Annotated in this window: 23 protein-coding genes, 10 tRNA genes and 1 rRNA gene; 6 read left to right on the plus strand and 28 right to left on the minus strand. The window is 38.9% G+C overall.

All coding sequences use genetic code 11. The features are described 5' to 3' along the window. Nucleotides 1-83 precede the first annotated feature (83 nt). A complete protein-coding gene (locus G3O09_RS16120) occupies nt 84-227 on the plus strand; it encodes a hypothetical protein (RefSeq protein WP_163102505.1) in 144 nt (47 codons plus the stop codon). Between the two features lie 84 nt (nt 228-311). Then, the gene (locus tag G3O09_RS16125) at nt 312-491 is read left to right on the plus strand and encodes a hypothetical protein (protein WP_163102506.1); all 180 of its coding nucleotides are present in this window, start codon (nt 312-314) and stop codon (nt 489-491) included. A gap of 384 nt (nt 492-875) precedes the next feature. Here the strand turns inward: G3O09_RS16125 and G3O09_RS16130 are convergent, their stop codons facing one another. From G3O09_RS16130 to G3O09_RS16145, 4 genes are all read right to left on the minus strand, one after another. Further along, nucleotides 876-1,082: a hypothetical protein gene (locus tag G3O09_RS16130; RefSeq protein WP_240338467.1), complete on the minus strand. Its 207-nt coding sequence runs from the start codon at nt 1,080-1,082 to the stop codon at nt 876-878. 98 nt (nt 1,083-1,180) lie between these two features. Next, on the minus strand, nt 1,181-1,948 hold the full coding sequence (locus G3O09_RS16135) for a nucleotidyltransferase domain-containing protein (protein ID WP_163102507.1): 768 nt from the start codon (nt 1,946-1,948) through the stop codon (nt 1,181-1,183). Between the two features lie 422 nt (nt 1,949-2,370). After that, nucleotides 2,371-3,501, minus strand: a complete 1,131-nt coding sequence (locus G3O09_RS16140; protein ID WP_275898324.1) for a SpoIID/LytB domain-containing protein — start codon at nt 3,499-3,501, stop codon at nt 2,371-2,373. Then, nucleotides 3,498-4,166: a hypothetical protein gene (locus tag G3O09_RS16145; RefSeq protein WP_163102509.1), complete on the minus strand. Its 669-nt coding sequence runs from the start codon at nt 4,164-4,166 to the stop codon at nt 3,498-3,500. The genes G3O09_RS16140 and G3O09_RS16145 overlap by 4 nt, the downstream gene beginning before the upstream one ends. Before the next feature lie 258 nt (nt 4,167-4,424). On the opposite strand from G3O09_RS16145, the gene G3O09_RS16150 reads away from it, so the two are divergent. Beyond that, a complete protein-coding gene (locus G3O09_RS16150) occupies nt 4,425-4,697 on the plus strand; it encodes an alpha/beta-type small acid-soluble spore protein (RefSeq protein WP_163102510.1) in 273 nt (90 codons plus the stop codon). Between the two features lie 273 nt (nt 4,698-4,970). On the opposite strand, the gene G3O09_RS16155 is transcribed toward G3O09_RS16150, so the two are convergent. The 6 genes from G3O09_RS16155 to G3O09_RS16180 all read right to left on the minus strand — a co-directional run bounded on the left by G3O09_RS16155 (nt 4,971) and on the right by G3O09_RS16180 (nt 9,378). Next, nucleotides 4,971-5,450, minus strand: a complete 480-nt coding sequence (locus G3O09_RS16155) for a GNAT family N-acetyltransferase (protein WP_163102511.1) — start codon at nt 5,448-5,450, stop codon at nt 4,971-4,973. A gap of 390 nt (nt 5,451-5,840) precedes the next feature. Continuing rightward, entirely contained in the window at nt 5,841-6,422 is a 582-nt protein-coding gene (locus tag G3O09_RS16160; RefSeq protein ID WP_163102512.1) for a DUF4256 domain-containing protein, read from the minus strand. A 278-nt stretch (nt 6,423-6,700) separates the two neighbouring features. Then, on the minus strand, nt 6,701-7,360 hold the full coding sequence (locus G3O09_RS16165) for an anti-sigma factor (protein ID WP_240338468.1): 660 nt from the start codon (nt 7,358-7,360) through the stop codon (nt 6,701-6,703). 59 nt (nt 7,361-7,419) lie between these two features. Next, nucleotides 7,420-7,965, minus strand: coding sequence for an RNA polymerase sigma factor (locus tag G3O09_RS16170; protein ID WP_163102514.1), 546 nt, complete (start codon nt 7,963-7,965; stop codon nt 7,420-7,422). A 97-nt stretch (nt 7,966-8,062) separates the two neighbouring features. After that, complete coding sequence (locus G3O09_RS16175) at nt 8,063-8,536, minus strand: hypothetical protein (protein ID WP_163102515.1); 474 nt, start codon at nt 8,534-8,536, stop codon at nt 8,063-8,065. A 38-nt stretch (nt 8,537-8,574) separates the two neighbouring features. Next, entirely contained in the window at nt 8,575-9,378 is an 804-nt protein-coding gene (locus tag G3O09_RS16180; RefSeq protein ID WP_163102516.1) for an extracellular solute-binding protein, read from the minus strand. A 180-nt stretch (nt 9,379-9,558) separates the two neighbouring features. Here G3O09_RS16180 and G3O09_RS16185 point away from each other — a divergent pair, with 180 nt between their 5' ends. Beyond that, nucleotides 9,559-9,933 carry a GNAT family N-acetyltransferase gene (locus G3O09_RS16185; RefSeq protein WP_240338469.1) on the plus strand — a complete coding sequence of 125 codons (375 nt, stop codon included), beginning with the start codon at nt 9,559-9,561 and terminating at the stop codon, nt 9,931-9,933. Between the two features lie 278 nt (nt 9,934-10,211). Then, nucleotides 10,212-11,108, plus strand: coding sequence for a DMT family transporter (locus G3O09_RS16190; RefSeq protein WP_163102517.1), 897 nt, complete (start codon nt 10,212-10,214; stop codon nt 11,106-11,108). 365 nt (nt 11,109-11,473) lie between these two features. Here the strand turns inward: G3O09_RS16190 and glmS are convergent, their stop codons facing one another. From glmS to sigW, 6 genes are all read right to left on the minus strand, one after another. Beyond that, nucleotides 11,474-13,279, minus strand: coding sequence for a glutamine--fructose-6-phosphate transaminase (isomerizing) (gene glmS, locus G3O09_RS16195; protein ID WP_163102518.1), 1,806 nt, complete (start codon nt 13,277-13,279; stop codon nt 11,474-11,476). A gap of 506 nt (nt 13,280-13,785) precedes the next feature. Further along, on the minus strand, nt 13,786-15,135 hold the full coding sequence (glmM, locus tag G3O09_RS16200; protein ID WP_163102519.1) for a phosphoglucosamine mutase: 1,350 nt from the start codon (nt 15,133-15,135) through the stop codon (nt 13,786-13,788). Nucleotides 15,136-15,182: 47 nt separating this feature from the next. Further along, complete coding sequence (locus tag G3O09_RS16205) at nt 15,183-16,490, minus strand: CdaR family protein (RefSeq protein WP_163102520.1); 1,308 nt, start codon at nt 16,488-16,490, stop codon at nt 15,183-15,185. Then, nucleotides 16,483-17,304, minus strand: a complete 822-nt coding sequence (gene cdaA / locus G3O09_RS16210; protein ID WP_163102521.1) for a diadenylate cyclase CdaA — start codon at nt 17,302-17,304, stop codon at nt 16,483-16,485. Before cdaA ends, G3O09_RS16205 begins: the two co-directional genes overlap by 8 nt. 238 nt (nt 17,305-17,542) lie before the next feature. After that, complete coding sequence (locus G3O09_RS16215) at nt 17,543-18,181, minus strand: anti-sigma factor family protein (protein WP_163102522.1); 639 nt, start codon at nt 18,179-18,181, stop codon at nt 17,543-17,545. Nucleotides 18,182-18,198: 17 nt separating this feature from the next. Then, nucleotides 18,199-18,762, minus strand: a complete 564-nt coding sequence (gene sigW, locus G3O09_RS16220; protein ID WP_163102523.1) for an RNA polymerase sigma factor SigW — start codon at nt 18,760-18,762, stop codon at nt 18,199-18,201. A 174-nt stretch (nt 18,763-18,936) separates the two neighbouring features. Between sigW and G3O09_RS16225 the strand changes: the two genes are divergently transcribed. After that, nucleotides 18,937-19,101: an aspartyl-phosphate phosphatase Spo0E family protein gene (locus G3O09_RS16225; RefSeq protein ID WP_163102524.1), complete on the plus strand. Its 165-nt coding sequence runs from the start codon at nt 18,937-18,939 to the stop codon at nt 19,099-19,101. A 49-nt stretch (nt 19,102-19,150) separates the two neighbouring features. Here the strand turns inward: G3O09_RS16225 and rocF are convergent, their stop codons facing one another. The 12 genes from rocF to rrf all read right to left on the minus strand — a co-directional run. After that, nucleotides 19,151-20,044: an arginase gene (rocF, locus tag G3O09_RS16230; protein ID WP_163102525.1), complete on the minus strand. Its 894-nt coding sequence runs from the start codon at nt 20,042-20,044 to the stop codon at nt 19,151-19,153. Between the two features lie 209 nt (nt 20,045-20,253). Then, nucleotides 20,254-20,329, minus strand: a tRNA-Ala gene (locus tag G3O09_RS16235). Nucleotides 20,330-20,349: 20 nt separating this feature from the next. Further along, nucleotides 20,350-20,424, minus strand: a tRNA-Gly gene (locus G3O09_RS16240). 8 nt (nt 20,425-20,432) lie between these two features. Continuing rightward, nucleotides 20,433-20,505: transfer RNA gene (locus G3O09_RS16245), tRNA-Lys, on the minus strand. Nucleotides 20,506-20,508: 3 nt separating this feature from the next. Continuing rightward, a tRNA-Gln gene (locus tag G3O09_RS16250) sits at nt 20,509-20,583 on the minus strand. Between the two features lie 87 nt (nt 20,584-20,670). Continuing rightward, nucleotides 20,671-20,755: transfer RNA gene (locus G3O09_RS16255), tRNA-Tyr, on the minus strand. Between the two features lie 14 nt (nt 20,756-20,769). Continuing rightward, a tRNA-Thr gene (locus G3O09_RS16260) sits at nt 20,770-20,845 on the minus strand. A gap of 9 nt (nt 20,846-20,854) precedes the next feature. Further along, a tRNA-Val gene (locus G3O09_RS16265) sits at nt 20,855-20,930 on the minus strand. Between the two features lie 9 nt (nt 20,931-20,939). After that, nucleotides 20,940-21,014 (minus strand) — tRNA-Glu (locus G3O09_RS16270). A gap of 16 nt (nt 21,015-21,030) precedes the next feature. After that, a tRNA-Thr gene (locus G3O09_RS16275) sits at nt 21,031-21,103 on the minus strand. Nucleotides 21,104-21,108: 5 nt separating this feature from the next. Continuing rightward, a tRNA-Asn gene (locus tag G3O09_RS16280) sits at nt 21,109-21,183 on the minus strand. Nucleotides 21,184-21,192: 9 nt separating this feature from the next. Then, nucleotides 21,193-21,291, minus strand: a 5S ribosomal RNA gene (rrf, locus tag G3O09_RS16285); the annotation flags it as partial.

Here is a 21,291-nt window from a genome sequence, read left to right on the forward strand (position 1 = left end):
AAGCGTTAAGAAATATTAATATGCTTCAACCATTTTCATTTTCAAGGTAAATGTTGGACATATTATCCTTAGGAGGTGATATGGTGGCTGACAAAAAGAAAACTTCCAAACACAATGAAAGTTTCAGTAATTTAGATAGAGACAAAAACGATCGACATAATGATAATGCTAGGGCAGCTGCAGCTCTTGAACCAGAAACCCCAAGAATTAATACAGATAATCTTTAACAGAACTGGTTTGGTTCATTTATCAGCTATTCCTAATTTAATCATGTCAAAATTCCAATACTAGTAAAGAAAGAGGTGGATTTGATGGGAAAATGGAATGAGCAGGCGGCACCGAATAATAATTTGCCATCCAACACAATCCAATCATCTGAACTTCTGTTAGGTAAGAAAGCAGACCATGAATTTTCAGAGGAGCTTTCCGATGGTGGAGAAAGAGATAAAAACATTCAAATGCTCAAAAACAGTCCTAAAAAGAAAAACTGATTATGTAACCCTCATTTTATTTTCCATTCAGGATTATTCATTCTTTTTCACTTTTGGAAGGTAAAGTGAAAGATTGTGCAGATGGGGTTAACATTTTTTTAAACAATCACCTTCCCCTTCTGTGTATTTTGTTTTCAGGCTGACCTTTTAAAGGTGATCCTTTAACTTGCTTTAACAACAACGTGCGCTTTTCCTTGTTCTGGAAAAGCGCACGTTTGTTTAAGTATATTTCTTCACAAATTGAAGTTCATTTTCTGGTTCAATATTAAAATGGCATCCTTCTTAAAGGATTGTCCCTTTTAGTTTTTGGCTCTGTTAAACTTGCTGTTGATTTCCGTTCCAGACGCTTGCTTTCCGGGGGGCGTTCGCCGAGCCTCCTCGTCGCTAGCGCTCCTGCCTATTGTATGTATAGTTAATATGTAATACATCAAAACCTTTAGTGTAGAATAACCCTGTTGTAAAGTGTAACAATGGAGACTGTGTTGTGTAACCAGCCCCAGGTAAGACAATAACTAAATGATTTGTTTCTTCTTTTTGTTCTATCAATCTAAAAGGAATACTTTTAGAACCAACAATTTCATTATTAGTCACCGCTTTCTCACTCCCTTAGGTTTATAGTTGTTATTCTCTACTATTTAATAAAAAAAGCTACCAAAAAGGCAGCTGGCCTCAGACATAAAGACGACTACTTATGGCGCTACGCCTGCCACGGTAGTTTCGACCACATCCTTTAAGGTTTCCAAAATCCGACTACTTAACGCTACATCGATAGTTTGTAGTTCAATGAGGAAAACATTCATGGTTGCCCTAAATGCACGCAAGATTTCACTGGCGTTTAATTCTCTAACAAGAGCCTTTTCAAGTGGTGCGGTGACCTCCCTCGGCAGACTATCTATACCCCGTGCTTCAGGTAACGGAAGGTTGTATTTCATGCAAGCCAAATTCAGTATTGTATCACGGACACCTCTAATAAAATATTCTGCTCTCCACCATTGTTCTCGCCGGATACATGCTCTCACATGAAGTGCATAAATAAAACCTAACCCAATCAAATACTCCACCGTTTGCTTAGAGGTGGGATGAACTTCCTCGACTGGATCTCCAAATAGCAACTTAAAAGTAGATCCACGAGCACCAAATTCCGAAGAAGGAGAGAATGCAAGATCAACCTGCAGCGTGTTTCGGAGAAGGAATACTCTGTAAATCGTTGACCTCGAAATCACATCAATATGATGTACTACATCATGTTTACCATACATCATTTCCGTCCAATCAGCTAAAGTCTGTTGCAACATTGTTTCTTCAATTCCAAAGAAGAGATCAATATCCGACCAGCGATCCTCCTTACCCACTGATGCCGAACCTGTAACCGCTGCACCATTAATTCGGGGGTCATTTTGAGCTGTTTCTATTAGTTCAGAACGTAGGTTATCACGGTACTGCGAAGTAAATATCATGTGATCTTCATCCTTTCTTTGTTCAACAAATTATACTGCTCCATTAATAAAAATTAATTTCAAAATTCCATTATTTGATCAATCACTTTATTTCAGAATATGGCACTTTTGTTGAACAAAGACCAAACAGGACTCTTCCACTAAACTGCACCACCTATAGCTAAAAGAAGAAGCTGACTTAAAGACAGCTCTAAATGAACTAAAAAATAAAAATATCATCTATAAACAAAGACACCCATCATAGAGCCGAAAATACCACTAATTATTCCGGTTATAAGCAGAACAAGACCGTGTTTATCTAATTGGTTATCTCTCCGTAAAATTACTCTCAAACTAGCTGCAAAAAGATGAATTTATTCAATGAAAAAAACCGGACAAAGCCCGGTCATTCTCATGAATTATTCTCTAACGTGCTGTCTTCATTATTTATTCAAGGGAACACCAATAACAGAAACATCGCTCAATGTCATATTCGGATAATACGCTGTTAAGATTTGGTCATATCCCCACCCCATTTTTAAACCTAGGTGAGATGCCCCATATTGACTCATTCCGACACCGTGACCATTTCCACCACCGAAGAATGTAACACTATTATCTTCGCCTATTTCGAAATTAAAGAATGCAGAAGGAAGAATCGTATAGTTATTTGTCGGTGCATTATAGACTGTACTTCCGGCAGTCGCACGGTGCAATACTACAGTTCCACCACCTGTATAAGTAGATGTTGGTCTAATTGTAAATCGAATATTGAATTCCTTTACAATTTTATAGGTTCCTGTTGAGCCTTCCACAACGAGCTCCATAATATTGCCGCCATCACCACGTTTTTCAACGTACATGTTTTTAAATTCTCCAATACCTTCAGCAGGGATTGGAAGGCTTACAAATTCACCAGATTCATTTTTTGTCAGTACAAAATTAGGGTCTGCAACTTGTCTAGCACCAATATTCTTATTAATCGTATTTGATAGTTCTTCCTTAGATAATGTTACTTTCCATCTAAACCAAGGAGACGTTCCATCATATCCTGTGTGAGATAATGTTTTATAAAAGTCTAGTATTTCTTGTTCGTTTGATGTATCTATTTCTAGCATTTTACTTTGATCATTAGGATCAAACGTATGACTTTGTGCTAATAAATATGGAACTTCATGCCCTGGGAATGATCCATCTGCATCTGACCATACTTGGTGCTTGGATGCACCATAACCACCGGATGTCGAATAGTATCTAGCATCTACTAAACTTCCATCCTTACTAAGCATAATGGCTCCTTTAGTCTCTTGTACAGCTTGAGACGTAAGTGCATTTTCCGCTGAATTGTTATAAACCTGGCTCATTACACTGTCTAATACAAAAAAGCCTTCCTTAGCAAATCTATCAGCTAAATAATCTCCTAAAGCATACGTTCTAGCTGCAACTGACTGTGCTTTTAAAGCGTTTAGACCAAAGGTAGCCGGCATTTCACTTGGTACTACCTGTAATAAATAATCTTCTAAATTCACTTCATTTATTAAATGAAGTTTATCACCTGCTGCTGATGCTGTTATTTCAAAAAAGCCTCTATACGCTGGCCCTTCAGGCTTTGTAGTACTCGGTCTATAATACTACCGATTGCGATTTTACTAGATTCATCTGTAGAAATATAGAGTCTATTTTTTGAAGTATGTAATACCGTATTGTCATCCTTTGTTACTGTAATCTCATGGGAATTTGGTGTAAATGTAATCGACTCATTTGCACCAATTACAAGTGTTTCATTGGCGACTTTATCAACAATCGTAAGTCCTGTTGGAGAACTCATCTTAATCAAGTTATGGTCCGTTGACACAAAATTAGTTGTCATTATACCAACTCTCATGTTTTTGATTGGTGTAGGACCATCAATATAGATTTTTGTAACTTCCTTCTTATGATTTACTAATACAGCGATATTTTCAGCACCGACTCTTACATCATTAAGTGATTTGTGATAAAGTTTTCCATCTACTCTCTGAAAAACCTTATAATTTTTAGCAAGTTTTAGAACTCCCTGGATCTCTAATTCTAGGGCTAGGTTAGGTATATCTTTCGCCATGATTTTTTCTGAATATGAATCCCAAGATTTTGCTTCTACAACGGTAGATTTTCCAGAAAACACTTGTGGAAAAAGTGCAGAAATTAATAGAATGATTGTAAATACACTAATTAACTTACTTACCTTCTTTGATCGCATGATTTTCCCTCCTCATTTTTTAATAGCGCTTTCATTTTCCTTCAGAAAAACTAGAAAAATGAAAGATTTCGTTTCTCTAATCTCCTTTTTCCTATTTTAGTAATTTATTATAGAAAAGGCATAAATCAGCGTCAATAAAACGTTTAATTTTTCTGATATTTTCATACTTTAGTGGTAGATATAGGATTTTACACTAGGTAATATGTCAATCATGTTTTGCTTGTAGATTGGGCAACATAGGAAAAAGGAGGGATTTATGTGACTAAGAGAAAACGCCGACCACTTATACCAGAGGCTAGGGGAGAATTAGATAATTTAAAAGCAAAGGTGATGAAAGAGAAAGGGTATAAATCCAATCCAAACGAGCCCGATCAGATTAAGTTTGAGGTCGCAGATGAGCTTGGAGTTCCCCTTAACAAAGACTACAACGGCACACTAACTTCTAAGCAAGCTGGAAAAATTGGCGGGGTAATTGGTGGCAGTATGGTAAAAGAGATGATTAAAATGGCTAAAGAGAATTTAAAAAAATAAGCTGCCTTTGCAGACAGCTTGTTAAAAACGACCTTTTATGCAAAGGTCGTTTTCCTCATTATTAATAATTTCTATGATACTTAAATACTGAAAACACATTTCCATCAATGGTAACTTCATAATTGCTTCAGCTTGAAGTTTTTCGGTACCAGATAAATGGTGAGATATAAATTCGAAAACATACTTCCCTTTTGGGATATATTGAAAATCATCTGATAACCCTTCTAGATTACCGCAACCGTTAGTGGTATAAATGGTTCAAAAATACGTTATTCACGATAATTCTTTTATATACCAAGCGTCCATTGCATTATGTTCTGAACCATCTAGTGCTTTTTCAAGTTGATGGAAACCTAATTTGATGTAAAGAAGATTAGCTACTTGTAGTTTCTCCAATGTTTCTAAGTAACAGTATGTATAGTGTTCCCTGGCAAAGTCGAGTGCTACTTTCATCAGCTCCTTTGACAGACCCATACCATGAACTTCTGGAGTAATGTATAGCTTTTGCAGCTCGCAAATCCCCCTCTTCTGTCCAAATGGTGCAATACCCACACCGCCTACCACTTCATCTTGTTCATTCACTGCAACCCAATACTTTGCATTTGATTGTTGCTTGTAAAATTGTGTTAGATTGCTTAATTGGGGGTCAAAATAGGCTGTTCCTGGAATATTTAAGTCAAATGATTCTAATGAGCTTTTAATAATTTGCTCTATTGTTTTATTGTCTTTTTCTTCAATTTCACGGATTTGCATTCTTTCATCCCCCAGTTCCCAATAATTTAATGATTAGACCCTATCTATTGTAATAAAGTTATTCTAATTACTATTCTAATAATGAATTTGTACCTCTATTATATAATAATATTTCCCTGATATTCCCTTTTAATAGAACAGGCAATTCTTCTGTCTTAAGAATTGCCTAAAGTACTTTTTTGCGCGTTTGTTCATAAAGGATTTCAACAAAAAAGGCCGTTAATCCTCCTAGATCAACTACCCCTTTAGATCAAAAACTTTTGGATAAATAGCGTTTACCCTTTTGGATTAACTCTACCGAATTAATAACTTAGTAAATATAGGCTATAAGATAGGTACCATCTAACAGGTGATCCGTTCTCAATTCAAATTTAGCTGTCTGTGCAAAATTTAGATCCTTAGAGAGCCACGGAACCCTCTGGCAGCATAGTAAGAGTCCGCACCATTGTGATACACGAAGACGTGTCCGAAGCGACGATCGCAAAAAAGGGCACCGCCGAGTTTCCTAATATCAGGGGGTGTTTGCACCCAGCTCGACGTTTTCATATCGAAATTTTCAATTTTCTGCAATGCTCGATATTGTTCTTCCGTTAATAGTTCAATGCCCATGGCAGCTGCCATATCCATAGCGTTATTTTCTGGTTTATGATTTTTCCTTGACTCCAGCGCTTCATGGTCGTAACAAACACTTCTGCGACCTTTAGGACTTTCCGCTGAACAATCATAAAAAATGTATTCGTCCTTCTTTTTATCATAACCAACAACATCCGGTTCACCGCCAGTTCCTTCCATTTCATTGAGCGACCACAGTTTTTCAGTATTAGCTTCCAGCTTTGCTTGGACTTTAGCCCATTCAATATCATTATGGCGGTTCATGTTTTTCTCAAAACGGGCTTTCAATACTTTGAGTAAGCCCTCCCGTTGTTCTAGTGACATCTCCTTATTATTGCTGACTTTATTTCCTTTTGTCATATTAGTTTCCTCCTTATTGTTTTTACACATAATGGTTTAAGAATTTGTTTTATAATAAATCAATCTTTATTTTAAATATTAAATGATTAATTGCTACAAATGCAAAGAATCCATTTTGAAAAAAGATCGATCAAAATGGATTCTACAGTTTAGAATACAGATGGAATTTTTATAAAAAATTCGGATCATTTTTGGGTAAGTTTCTTGAACATTAGCACCCGTTCGTCATATAAGGTTAGCCAGCTAATTAAAATGTATCTGTCCTTTTCTGTTACCTTCTATGACCCGGCTATTTTTTCTCCCCTTGGCTGGCTGCTGTTGGCGTCCGGTTCGACGGTGATGCCGATTTGATCAAAAGTCTGCCCTTCTGCGAGCTGGTAGGTCAATATTCCGGATCCGTTTTCGTCCGGCTTGAATATGCCACCATTTTCCCTCTTGCCGTTTTTCAGCAGCCAAACCTGGTAAACCTGTGAACCTTCGACTCCGGGCAATTCGTGAACCTGTACCACCAAATTTTTCTCTGATTCCCGCTGGACAATATAGGCAATGCCGTTTGTTCCCGGGTGGCTTTGATTGGCTGCTTTTAAGGGAATGGCCGCTAAAATTTCAATGGGTATATTTTCGACATGGCGATTTTTTTCCTGTACATTCGCTAATCCAAGGCCAATAATCGCAAGTAACATTACGGCCACGATACTGGTTGAAACTGGAGTAAACTGGCTTTTGAGCATCATAGCAAGCCTGCTTATCTTAGCCATGATTGTTTCCTTACCGCTTTTCTCTTTGTGATCAAAAACAAACCCCAGCACCTCGATTTTTAGCGTTTCAGGCACCTCGATTTCGGTATAATCAAACGGCAAAGCTTGCCAGGCCTGGGACAATTCTTGATATTCTTTCTTACACTCCGTACAATTCTTTAAATGTTCAACAAAGGCCATATGTTCGCTCTCCTTGAGCTCATTTGCTATGTATGGAATTAAATGATCACAATCCCTTCTCATTTTATATCCTCCAGTTCTAGATGCTTCTTCAATCCTTTAAGAGCCTGGTGAAGCCTGCTTTTAATCGTGCCGAGCGGTTCTTGTTCCAGTTTGGCAATCTCTGAAAGAGAATACCCTTTCCAATAAAGCAAATCGATTAATTTTCTTTGCGCCGTCGGCAATTTGTTTTTCGCTTTCGCAATATCATTCGTATTTACACGTTGCTCGATTGCATTGGCAGGGTCGGCGATCTCTTCATGTTCCTCTTGATGGTGTTGCGTCTGCCTCTTCTCTTTCCGGAGGTAGTCAATGCAAATATTGCGGGTAATCGTGAGGAGCCAATTTACAAAGCTGCCTTGAGAGGGATCGTAATGGCTGTTTGTTGTCCAAAGCCTCAAAAAGACTAACTGAATAATCTCTTTCGTCTCATCCTCATTCCCATTGCAAAACTTCATAACGAAGCCGTACACAAGCTTTATATATCGATCATACAGCTCCTCTAATGCGTGACCGTTTTTTTCGTTTACCAATCTCATTAATTCCGCAGCGTGTTTTTCTTTCATGTGGCACTCCCTGCTATTGGATAAGAATATATTTGCCATTTTACTATATTAAAAGTAAGGATGGGAACGACCGCAACTGATCGTTCCCTGGGCAGGCTTATTCAAAATCTGTTTCGCTGTTTACGACAAACCATACATCTTTTACTCCTTGTCCGTTTACATCGCCTACTTGTTGGTCTTTTGCAAAATAATAGAGAGGAAAGCCTTTGTACGTGACCTGCTTCTCCCCATTGTCTTCTCTTGTGATTGTATCGAAATCCTTTTTATCAAAACCTTCCTGGACGGCGAAATCCTCCTGGGTAAATGCCGGCCAGTTTGCTAGGCAGTCACCGCTACAATTGCTTTTTCCTACTTCGTCCTTTTTAAAGTAATACAGAGCCCTTCCCTGTGGATCCGCCAGGTACTCTTTGGCTTTCTCATTCTCCAAAAGCTGGAGGCTGTCAGCCGGGGCTTGTTCCGTTTGGGCTTGTTCCGTTTGATCCGTCTCTGTTTTTTCCACTGTGCTTTTTCCGCAGGCAGCCAAAGCAAAAATAATCGAAAGTATCACGAGGGTAAAAATTCCTTTTTTCATGTTTGTTCCTCCCAGTTTTTTAGATTTAAGGCTCGTTCTTACTTCCAGCCCCATTTTTGAAAGATTTGGTGAGATTCTTCCGTTCTTAAATAATCAATAAATTGCTGTGCCTCTTTTTTCTGATCGGTGATTTTCGTCAGGGCGATCGGCGTTCCACGATAGAGCTTTTCTTCTTCGGGCAGTTCGACCAGGTCGGTCACATCCTGGAGCCGGTAATGCCACGATTCATAGGTAATCCAGGCGTCCAAGCTATCATTCGATTTCCATCGTTCAATGGCTTCGGCACTCGACTTGACAGAAAGATTAATATTTTGGGAAATGCCTTCGATCAGCCCTTTTCTGCCTGCCATATCTTCCCACAGGCCAAGCTGGCCAGCCCCATTCACATCGATTATTTTTACTCCATTTTTCGTTAAATCCTCCAGGCTTTCAATCTTCTTAGGATTTCCTTTTCTCACCAATATTCCTGCTGCACGCGGGTAAAGCTCCGTACGTGATTTAGTGTCGATCATTTCAGGGTGGTTAAAGATGAAGTCCTGCAGCATATACTCGGAGCCACCGAAAATAATATCTGAATCTTGTTTTGCCTGGTCAATCCATTTGCCCTCTGGTCCAGCTGTTACTTCTACCTTGATTCCCGTTTCAGCTGAAAAATGTTCAGCAGCCTCCTTGATCGGTCCAAGTGGTCCGCCCGGTCCGTACACTCGGATGACAGGATCACTTTGGCTGGAAATTGACGTCACCTGAGTCACCGTCTTACGGTCCATTTTTGCATAGGCTGACAATCCGGCAGCCGTAATTACAAAGAGCAGTAGAGCTGATAGGAACACAGTCTTCTTCATGATTCTTCCTCCATTTCAAACATGATTTTTACAGTACTATTAAAGGAAACGAAGGCAGGCTGTAAACGGTTTGATTATAATTACAAAATAGTTAGAAAGTTTCATAAATCAATTGAAAATTAGTCTGGTAAAGAATAAATATGTTGGTTTTGAATAAAGTTCGATTCAAAACATGCATTTGTGGAAGAAAATCTAGTTATTGAGAGATTAAGTAGAATACTAAATCAAGAAGATAATGTTGTTTATGTTGCAGAACTTTCAGATAAACTTATTGGGTGGATTCATGCTCACGGTCGTTATTTGATTGAATCACCACCTTATATAGAGATTGGGGGATTGATTGTTGACAATAATTTCAGAGGGTTAAAAATTGGCAAAACTCTAGTGGAAAAATGTGAAGAATGGACTGAATTATCAGGGTTCCATGAAATAAGAGTACGGACCAATAAATCAAGGTTAGATGCACTTGAGTTTTATACCCAATTAGGTTTCAAAAACACAAAGTCACAACAAGTATTTAAGAAAGAGTTGATTGAAAAACTACTAATGGAATAGGAGCCGAGGTCACAAAGCTCCTCTGTTGTTATTTAACTAATCTCCCTTTAGTCCAATAAAAGCATTTATATGATAAAATTGGTAATAACAATATGCTAATAGAAATAGGGGGATTATTGTGCCATTATCAAATTTACATTTATACACTGGGAAGTCATTTTCAACATCACCACCTCCGTTTACTCCAGCTGTTGAATCAGCACAAAATAAGCTTATATTAAAAACAGATTAAGAATCTGCGAAATATAAGCTGTTTCGCAGATTCGAAGGAGTAGACGATGAAATCTAAAATTCAATTCCTACTATCAATGATAATCTTTGGTACGATTGGTGTATTTGTAAGATACATTGATTTAGCTTCGAGTGAAATAGCTTTATTACGTGGTATAATTGGTAGTTTATTTTTAATTACAGTCATTTTCATGATGAAGAAAAAAATTTCATGGGGATTGGTTAAAGTAAATGCCTTAGTGTTATTACTTTCGAGTGTTGCATTGGGTGGAAATTGGATTTTCCTTTTCCAAGCATACAAGCATACGACTATTTCTAACGCAGCACTAAGTTATTATTTTGCACCTGTGTTTGTCCTGATTCTTTCTCCACATGTACTTAAGGAAAAATTATCAACAAAGAAAATAATCTGCATTGGTGTAGCCATGGTAGGTATGTTATTAATTGTTGGTAATGGTGGTTTAAGTACATCAGGATTAGATGATTTAATTGGGATAGGCTATGGATTAATGGCAGCCGTATTCTACGCTTCATTAATGCTATTCAACAAGTTCATCAAAAACATGGATGGGTTAGAAACTACATTAATTCAGCTTGGAACAGCGACATTACTTCTCGTGCCATATGTATTCTTTACTGAAGGATTCGGTTTTTTAGATGTATCAAGTTCTTCAATTCCATTTATTTTAATCTTAGGGATGGTACACACAGGTATTGGATTCTTGTTTTTCTTCTCTGGTATGCAGAAATTAAAAGGACAGAGTATCGCTGCATTAAGTTATATAGACCCAATCACATCTTTATTGATTTCTGCTGTTATCTTGCAAGAACATATGACATTTGTTCAATTGTGTGGTGGGGCATTGCTTTTAGGTTCCACATTTGTTAGCGAAAATCAATCAATGAAATTTTCAAAACTATTATTGAAAAAACCAGCTAAATAACGTAATAAACAGTGGGAAGCTTCGTTTCCCACTGTTTTGTATTTTAGAGTGTTTTTAGATGCAACACACTGTCTTGTATGGATCTTGGAACATCTGCTTTTCTTGGTAAACTAATTCTCCTTTTAGTTTAAGTATATTCCTACACAACCTTCACTTTATTTCAACATAATTATTCTAAATTAATTGATAAAGAGTTACTAAACACTGTCTCTTTTTTTGGATAACTACTTTAAAAAAATTCATAAAAAGGGATAGAGTTATCTAAACTCTATCCCTTTGATAAAATAACGAAATAAGTTAATTACCAACTTTATTTGTTACTTACCATCATTATTTGTACTTTTAAATTTATTACATTTATAGGATTATTCCACAGTCACGCTTTTCGCTAAGTTACGTGGCTTATCTACGTCGCAATCGCGGTGTAGGGCAGCATAGTAAGCGATAAGCTGCAATGGAATTACAGAGACAAGAGGTGTTAATAGTTCATGCACAGCTGGTACGACGAATGTGTCATCTTCTTCTTGAAGACCATTCATAGAGATGATACATGGGTTTGCACCACGGGCAACAACTTCTTTTACATTCCCACGGATACCTAAGTTAACCGCTTCTTGAGTAGCAAGTGCGATAACTGGAGTACCGTCTTCGATCAAAGCAATTGTACCGTGCTTTAATTCTCCACCAGCAAAGCCTTCAGCTTGAATATAGGAAATTTCTTTTAGCTTCAATGCACCTTCTAAACCAACGAAGAAGTCTAGAGAACGACCTATGAAGAAGCAGTTACGTGTAGTTGAAAGGAAGTTACGAGCAATGTTTTCGAACTCATCCTTCGTATCACAAAGAACTTCCATCGCATTTGCTACAATTCCAAGCTCTTTCACTAGGTCAAAGCCCAACTTGATTCCACGGTGCTCAGCAGTTACATTTGCTAAAATCGCAAGAACACCAATTTGCGCTGTATAAGCTTTAGTAGATGCAACCGCAATTTCAGGTCCTGCATGTAGCAACAATGTGTAGTCCGCTTCACGAGAAAGAGTTGATCCCGGAACGTTTGTAATGGTTAAAGCCTTGTGTCCAAGCTCTTTAACAGATACAAGTACTGCACGGCTATCAGCTGTTTCCCCACTTTGAGAAATGAAGATGAATAATGGTTTTTCTGAAAGCAATGGCATATTATAGTTGAATTCAGAAGCAACATGAACCTCAACTGGGATTTTAGCCATATTCTCAATGAACTGCTTTCCAACCAATCCTGCGTGATAGCTCGTTCCACAAGCTACGATGTAGATGCGATCCGCACTGTTCATCGCATCTAAAATCTTCGCATCAATTGTTAAATCACCAGCTTCATTTTGATAGGCTTGAATGATTTTACGCATTACAAGAGGCTGCTCATCGATTTCCTTTAGCATGTAGTGAGGGTACGTTCCCTTTTCAATATCACTAGCATCAAGCTCAGCAGTATAAGGGTCACGAACAACATGTTGACCATCTAATTTAGTAATGGTTACTTTATTCTTTGTAACAACGACCATTTCCTTATCCATTAATTCCACGAATTGATCTGTCACTTGAATCATAGCCATTGCGTCAGAAGCTACAACATTAAAGCCTTCTCCTACACCTACAAGTAAAGGGCTTTTGTTTTTAGCAACAAAAATCGTTTGATCATTTTCGGAATCCAATAATGCAATAGCGTAAGAACCCTTCAATAACTTTAAAGTTTTACGGAATGCATCTTCAGTAGATAAATCTTCGTTTTCCACAAACTTTTCAATCATCTGAACAATTACTTCTGTGTCCGTTTCACTAATAAGTTCCACACCTTCTAAATATTCACGCTTTAAAGAAGAGTAGTTTTCAATCACTCCATTATGCACTAATGTGAAACGACCTGAAGTACTTTGATGGGGATGCGCATTCACTCTGCTTGGTACTCCGTGAGTTGCCCAGCGAGTATGACCGATTCCTGTTTGTGCAATGAGATTCTCTTCTACGACTTCACGAAGATCAGCGATGCGACCTTTTTCCTTGAAAACCGTTACGCCTACTTCGTTCATCACTGCGATTCCAGCTGAATCGTATCCTCTATATTCAAGCTTTTCTAAGCCTTTTAATAAAATTTCTTTCGAATCTTTATTTCCAATATATCCAACAATTCCACACATAATTAGTATCCTCCCAAAATTGAAGGGGGACAAGAATGTACGGGGACACCCTTGTCCCCTTATCTCTGAATGTGTGCATTTTTTTCTCTTTGTCCATAAGGTTGCCCCAATGTTTTAAAGAAAAAATTTCTGCGGCTGTGCACTTACAGCCGGGAGGTATCCGCCGAAACTTCGATACTCCTCCTCCTCGTCAACTAAGCTTTTTTCACGTCCGTAGCCTAGTTCAGGCGCTTTAATTATATAAAGTTAGTATGAAACGATCCACCTTTCATTATGAATTTGGACGACTGACAGTTTTTACAAATGGATTTTGCAAAAACAGGATAATCATACATGATGGATGCAAATCCGTCAACTGAAAATATAAGGCAGTAGAATTCTCAAGAGAAAAGGGATATCACTCCAACGCTTCTTTTCCCTGCATGCTCATGAAATAAACAACAACCCCTATAATAAAAATATGCATAAGAGGACAATTAGTGCCACTTATGCATATTTTTACGAACCTATTCTTTTAGTCCCATTTCCGCGTCCACAACAGATACGATACGCCCGACATACTCGTCACACTTTTCTTGTGTTGGAGCCTCTGCCATTACACGAACCAGTGGTTCCGTTCCAGAAGGACGAACAAGAATGCGACCATTTCCGCCCATTTCTTCCTCTACTTGTGTAATAATTTCATGTACCCTTTCATTTTCCGTCACGCCATGTTTATCATTTACACGGACGTTAACCAGCTTTTGTGGGTATTTCTTCATTTCGTTTGCTAATTCAGAAAGGGGCTTTTTAGTAACCTTCATAATATTCACTAGTTGCAGACCTGTCAGCAATCCATCTCCTGTTGTGTTGTAATCCAAGAAGATGATGTGCCCAGATTGTTCGCCACCTAGATTAAAGCCACCTTTTTTCATTTCTTCTACAACATAACGATCTCCAACCGCTGTTTGAGTACTTCTTACATCATGTTCTTCCAATGTCTTGTAGAAGCCAAGATTGCTCATTACAGTCGAAACAACAGTCGAATGCTTCAGACGACCTTGCTCTTTCATGAATTTCCCGCAAATGTACATAATCTGATCGCCATCGACAATATTTCCTAGTTCATCTATTGCAATTAAACGATCTCCATCACCATCAAATGCTAGTCCAACGTGAGCGCCTTTTTCTTTTAAGAATGCCGCAAGTGCTTCAGGATGGGTAGACCCGACTCCTTCATTGATATTCAAACCATTTGGAGATGCTCCCATCGTCGAGATATCCGCATCTAAATCTGCGAATAAATGCGTAGCAAGGGAAGATGTTGCCCCATGTGCACAGTCAAGCGCTACATGAATTCCAGTGAACTCTTCATCCACTGTTTGTTTTAAATATTGAAGGTACTTTTGTCCACCTTCAAAATAATCATTCACATGTCCTAATTCTGCCCCAACTGGTCTTGGAAGTGTATCTTGCTCAAGATCCATCAAATGTTCTATTTCTAATTCTTGCTCATCTGACAACTTGAACCCATCCGGACCAAAGAATTTAATACCATTATCCGCTACTGGATTATGAGAAGCTGAAATCATAACGCCGGCTTCCGCATTTAATGCCTTTGTTAAATAAGCCACACCCGGTGTTGAAATCACACCCAATCGCATGACTTCCGCCCCTATCGAAAGCAAACCTGCAACTAATGCACCTTCTAACATATGACCAGAAATACGCGTATCTCGTCCTATTAGAACTTTGGGACGTTGCGTATCTTTTGTTAACACATATCCCCCAAAACGACCAAGTTTAAAGGCTAATTCTGGTGTTAATTCGCTATTTGCGACGCCTCTGACTCCGTCAGTTCCAAAATATTTACCCATTATCTATTCGCTCCTTATGCTTGCTATGTTTTCTATTAGTCCACTGTTTAAGTTCCTTCTGTAGTTCTCGTTATGGAAACCAATGCTTTATCTATGTCAGCATTTCCTCTTACCGCATTTGGTACCTTAAGAAGCAAAGGAAGTTCATGCTCCCCTTCTTGTAATCCCTCTACATTTAGCGATAATTGAATATCTGATGCTTTTATATCGTTTACATCAATTGTATTACCAGAAATCGTGACATTTGAAGTACCCAATTGGGGGGAAAGGAAAGCTATTTCAAAATCCTTTCCTAACCCCACATATCGGATTCTAACATTCTGGAACGTTCTAGAAATATCCTCACCATTCTCTTCATTACCTTCTTCACCAGGTAAAGTAGTGCCAGCTTCATCTACTTTTTCAATATCAAGGATTACTTTCACTTCTGGAGTGGATGCAGTCTTAACCCCTTCTGGTAAGCTAACTGGTATGTTTAATTCTGTATCCTGATCCAATCCATTTACATCGAATGGGACCTCCACATTATCAATAGAATCTAACACAGATTTTTTTCCGAAGAGGGATATTGTATTTGGACTGATGGAAATAGATTTAATAACATATCCTTCTTTTGGATTCCCCTTCTGAATAGGAGTAATCGCTACAGATTTACTTGGACTCTTGATTGGGACTTTAACATCCACTATTTCTGGCTCAATGGAGACATCCAATTTATTTAAATCTCGGTCTAAAGCTCGTACTCTAGCCTGTCGGTAGACTGTATCATTCACAGTGCCATTTAACTCAACAGTAGCCTTCACATAAGATATCTGATCAATAATATCTTTAGCTCCTGTAATTTTGACCTTTGCTGGACTTACAGTAGGCTCTTCAGCCAAATACCCTTCTTCAAGCAATGAACGATTAAATTCGGGTTCAACGGTGAATTCCTTTGTTACTTTTTCTTGAATCGTAATATTTGCATATGCCGGTTCAATAGTAGCTTTCAATTTATCACTGATATCCCTAATTTTTATAGGCACTTGCTTTCGACCTAATGTAATTTCAGGGTCGGATAAATCAATATATACCTTGAATTCCCGATTGTTCTTGGCTGAAATCAGCAAACTCTTAACACCCTGTAATTTTACGTCGACTGTTTCGGGGGCTCCCGTCACGACTAAATTCTCACGATCATAATAAAGCTCTACCGGTACATCCTCTACTACTTCTTCGTCAGACTTGGAAGGAGTAGAAAAGCCTAGACCACCTGGAGTAGTCTCGGGGTCATAACTAACCGATATGTACAATAAAACAGCTAACAATAAAGCGACTACCCTAATAAACCATGAGGTGTTCATCAACTTATCCATGTTTCTTCACCCTCCAGTTCCAACGGGCAGTAGCCTGTGTTTTATTGGCGAGCAGTAGTTCATTAGTTAATAATTCCTTGAATGCATCCTGACTTAGGTCGCGGTGCAATTCTCCGTTTTTAGTCAAAGAAATGGCCCCTGTTTCCTCAGAAACGACTATGGTCACACAGTCTGTCACTTCACTGACACCTAGGGCAGCACGATGGCGTGTTCCAAGTTCCTTTGAGATAAATGGACTTTCGGAAAGTGGAAGATAACAGGCAGCTGCCGCCACACTATTATTTTGTATAATGACCGCACCATCATGAAGAGGTGTATTAGGTATAAACAGGTTGATTAGCAATTCAGATGAAACTTTAGATTGAAGACCAATCCCTGTTTCAATATAATCACTCAAACCAGTTTCCCTCTCAACTGAGATTAGAGCACCAATTCGTCGCTTTGCCATATAGGCAGTCGCTTTAACGATGGCATCAACCAATTTCTCTTGTTCCTCTTCCTCTTGCATGGTGGACCTGGCAAAAATCTTTCCTCTTCCCAATTGCTCAAGTGCCCTTCTTAGCTCTGGCTGGAAAATGATGATGATAGCTAGGAATCCCCATGTCATCGCTTGTTCCATCAACCATCCTAGAGTGGTAAGCCCAAAGAAACTACTTAAGCTGCGAACTATAACAATCACAAAAATCCCTTTTAGTAGCTGAACAGCTTTCGTTCCACGTATTACCATCAGTAGTTTGTAAATGACATACCACACTACCAAAACATCAATAATATTTATGAATACATCAAGGAAAGTAAGATTTGATAATGACACGTTACTTCCTCCAGTCGGTGAATAAGAAACTATATAATGTTTCCTCCGATTTTTTCCGATAACTTTACTATTATACCACAAACTATAATTTCTCTCCCAATATGCACCGTTCTTTTAAGAAACTCATCGATTGACGAACTTTTCAAAAAAATAAATAAGGGTAAAGGGTACTCTTATTCCAGAATTGGGAATATTAATGCCCTTACTACTGTCCTAATATACAAAAAGAAAAGCCATCCTATTTGGATGACACGCCCTTCTCTTCTCCCTTTACAAATTGAAGAGACTTCTTGGCTGTATCTTTGATTTTATACCAAAGCCATTCGAATACTTGATTCACTTCTTCTATATCACCAGTCACGTTCCCAGCGGAAGCCAAATACTTATCTCCATTGATGACCGTGACATTCCCATTCACTTTTCCTTCAATTTTGATATTCCCGTTTCTAACAGTAACATCCCCATTGATCGTTTTCCCAGCCGGTACGATCACAGTGTCTTTTTCAACGACTAATTCTGGTTGTTTCGAGAAAGAAAACTGATGATCCTCGTTCCAAGAAGTAAACATGGTTCCACCCATTAATACAACAAATACTGCGGCGGCTGTTAAAATAGGATGGTGCTTTAACCAACGCTGTACCCCTACCTTCTTCTTTTCTTTTGGAAGGCTTGCCATTACTTTTTGAGTAAAGTCTGATGGTGCTTCAATATGAGAAGTGCTTTGGACTAACGCAATGGCCCTTTTTAATTCATGAAAATGAATTTGACAATCCTTGCACCCCTGCAAGTGGTGTCGAAGTATCCTTTCATGCTCGGCGCTAATTTCATGGTCTAGAAACTCATGCATATATTCTTCTATTTCGATTGGACATTTCATCTTCATCACCTGCTTTTTTATAAATGGCTCAGCTGTTTACGTAATGCTTCTCTTCCACGATGAATCCTAGTTTTTATCGTTCCTACTGGCATATCCAGTATTTCACTAATTTCTTTTAATGATAACTCTTCAATATATTTCAAGATAATCACCGATCGATATTTTTCAGGTAATTTCATAATTTCTGCTTGGATTGTATCCTGCAATTCTAAACTTTCCACTTCAGTTTCAGGTCCAGGAGAATTTGATGCTACCTGTGAGTACATATCCAGACCATCTGTGCCAGCGATCTCTGCATCTAAATAATAGTCTGGCTTTTTCTTTCGTATACGGTCTATACAAAGGTTTGTAGCAATTCTATATAGCCAAGTAGAAAATTTTAAATTGATATTGAAGCTGTGTATATTAACATATGCCCTGACAAAGGCTTCTTGTGCCATATCCTCTGCTTCATGACGATGCCCCAGCATACGATAACATATTTGATAAACCTTATCCTTATATATTTCAACAATCTCACTATAGGCATTTTGATCGCCTTTTAGCACTTCTTTAATTCTCTGTTTGACGAGTAGTTCCATCTTCTATTTACCCTCCGCCCTATGCGGCTATACGATATGTACGAATCGTAAGCGTAAAGGTTTCATAATTCCTACAAAAATAGTGTAACAAAAAAAATAAAAATAGTGTTTAATTATCCAAAATAAGGGAAAAAAGATGTAATACTATTTATAGGGAGAAAGAGGGGAATCTATATGCCCGTTGAAATGCAGCAATTATTACAGAATATCGAAGAAGTAAGGGAAAGAATGATAACTTTAGCTCAAAAAACTTCATTAGAAAACTCTAAAGTAATTCAAGCCAGTATTGAATTAGATTCCTTAATAAATCAGTATCTTCTCATGAGAGGAAAACTATAACAAGGAGCCAGGGAGCAAGAAACCTCCCTGACTTTACTATTGTTAAAAATTAAAGTAGCTTTTCTCCAAATAATGAACCCATTAGTGCCACAGCCACTGTAGCAGTCTTATTTTTCTCGTCCAGGATAGGATTAACCTCAACAAACTCTGCTGAAGTGATCAACTGCGCTTCTGCAAGCATTTCCATAGCCAAGTGGCTTTCACGATAACTAATCCCACCAAGTACTGGTGTTCCAACTCCCGGTGCATCTGCTGGATCTAAACCATCCAAATCCAATGATAAATGGACGCCATCTGTCTTACCCTTTAAGTAAGAAATTGCTTCTTCCATTACCTTTGCCATCCCCATACGATCGATTTCATGCATGGTATAGACCTTAATGCCAATTTCCTTTATCAGTTCTCTTTCCCCTTCATCAAGTGAACGAGCACCAATAATAACAACGTTTTCAGGCTTAATTTTAGGAGCATACCCAAGGATATTAGTCAATGTCGGATCACCTAATCCAAGACTAACAGCAAGGGGCATCCCATGGATATTTCCAGAAGGAGATGTTTCTGAAGTATTAAGATCTCCATGTGCATCATACCAAATGACCCCTAGATTCTGATAATGTTTCGCCACACCAGCAATGGTTCCTATAGCAATACTATGATCCCCACCCAAGACAAGCGGGAATGAGCCATTGGATATGACTTGATCTACTTGTTCAGCCAATTTTGTATTTCCTTCTGCAACCGATTTCAAATTACGTAATTTAAGTTCTGTTGAAGCGCGTTCAGCCTGTCCAATGCTGATGTCACCTAAATCCTCGATATCATAGTGCAGTGCTTCTAATCTCTCTACAATTCCAGCATATCGGATGGCACTAGGTCCCATATCTACTCCACGTCGTGTTTGCCCTAAATCCATTGGCACTCCAATGATTGAAATATTCTTCATATAATCTCCTCCTAATCATTATCTACTTACATTGTATCCTGAAAAAAATGAATGACTCAACTCGACAAAAAAATGTATGATTATTCGCTCTTTAAAAAAGCAAAACAATGCCTATTCTCGTTGAGACAGGAGAAAACTATAATCCTTTTTATAAAAAAAGTCTTAAATCATAATTGATTTAAGACAAGAATTGGTGTTATGTAGTTTGATGGTGGAGCCTAGCGGGATCGAACCGCTGACCTCCTGCGTGCAAGGCAGGCGCTCTCCCAGCTGAGCTAAGGCCCCATGATATATAGTAATTCAAGTGGAGCGGAAGACGGGATTCGAACCCGCGACCCCAACCTTGGCAAGGTTGTATTCTACCACTGAACTACTTCCGCATTAAAGATGAGCCATGGAGGACTCGAACCTCCGACCCTCTGATTAAAAGTCAGATGCTCTACCGACTGAGCTAATGGCTCTAATGGCTGGGGTAGCTGGATTCGAACCAACGCATGTAGCAGTCAAAGTGCTATGCCTTACCGCTTGGCTATACCCCAATATGTAAAAACAGGCAAAAAAATAGGTGGTAATTATATAATCCCCTGATCTTGGATTAATATAACTGATCCACATGGTTTTTTAAATGGTGGAGGGGGACGGATTCGAACCGCCGAACCCGGAGGGAGCGGATTTACAGTCCGCCGCGTTTAGCCACTTCGCTACCCCTCCACATATTAATAAACTGGTGCCGGCGATAGGAGTCGAACCCACGACCTACTGATTACAAGTCAGTTGCTCTACCAACTGAGCTACACCGGCATAAATAAATGGTGGAGGATGACGGGATCGAACCGCCGACCCCCTGCTTGTAAGGCAGGTGCTCTCCCAGCTGAGCTAATCCTCCATTATTAAGTGGTGACCCGTACGGGATTCGAACCCGTGTTACCGCCGTGAAAGGGCGGTGTCTTAACCGCTTGACCAACGGGCCATACTTGAATTAAATAAGCTTCCAACCGGACTCGAACCGGTGACCTCTTCCTTACCATGGAAGTGCTCTACCTGCTGAGCTATGGAAGCATATTTGGCTCCGCAGGTAGGATTCGAACCTACGACCGCTCGGTTAACAGCCGAGTGCTCTACCACTGAGCTACTGCGGAATAATATCAGCCTGGCAACGTCCTACTCTCACAGGGGGAAACCCCCAACTACCATCGGCGCTGAAGAGCTTAACTTCCGTGTTCGGAATGGGAACGGGTGTGACCTCT

Origin of the sequence: Peribacillus alkalitolerans, assembly GCF_010882125.1 — a bacterium.
Classification (GTDB): domain Bacteria; phylum Bacillota; class Bacilli; order Bacillales; family DSM-1321; genus Bacillus_BN; species Bacillus_BN alkalitolerans.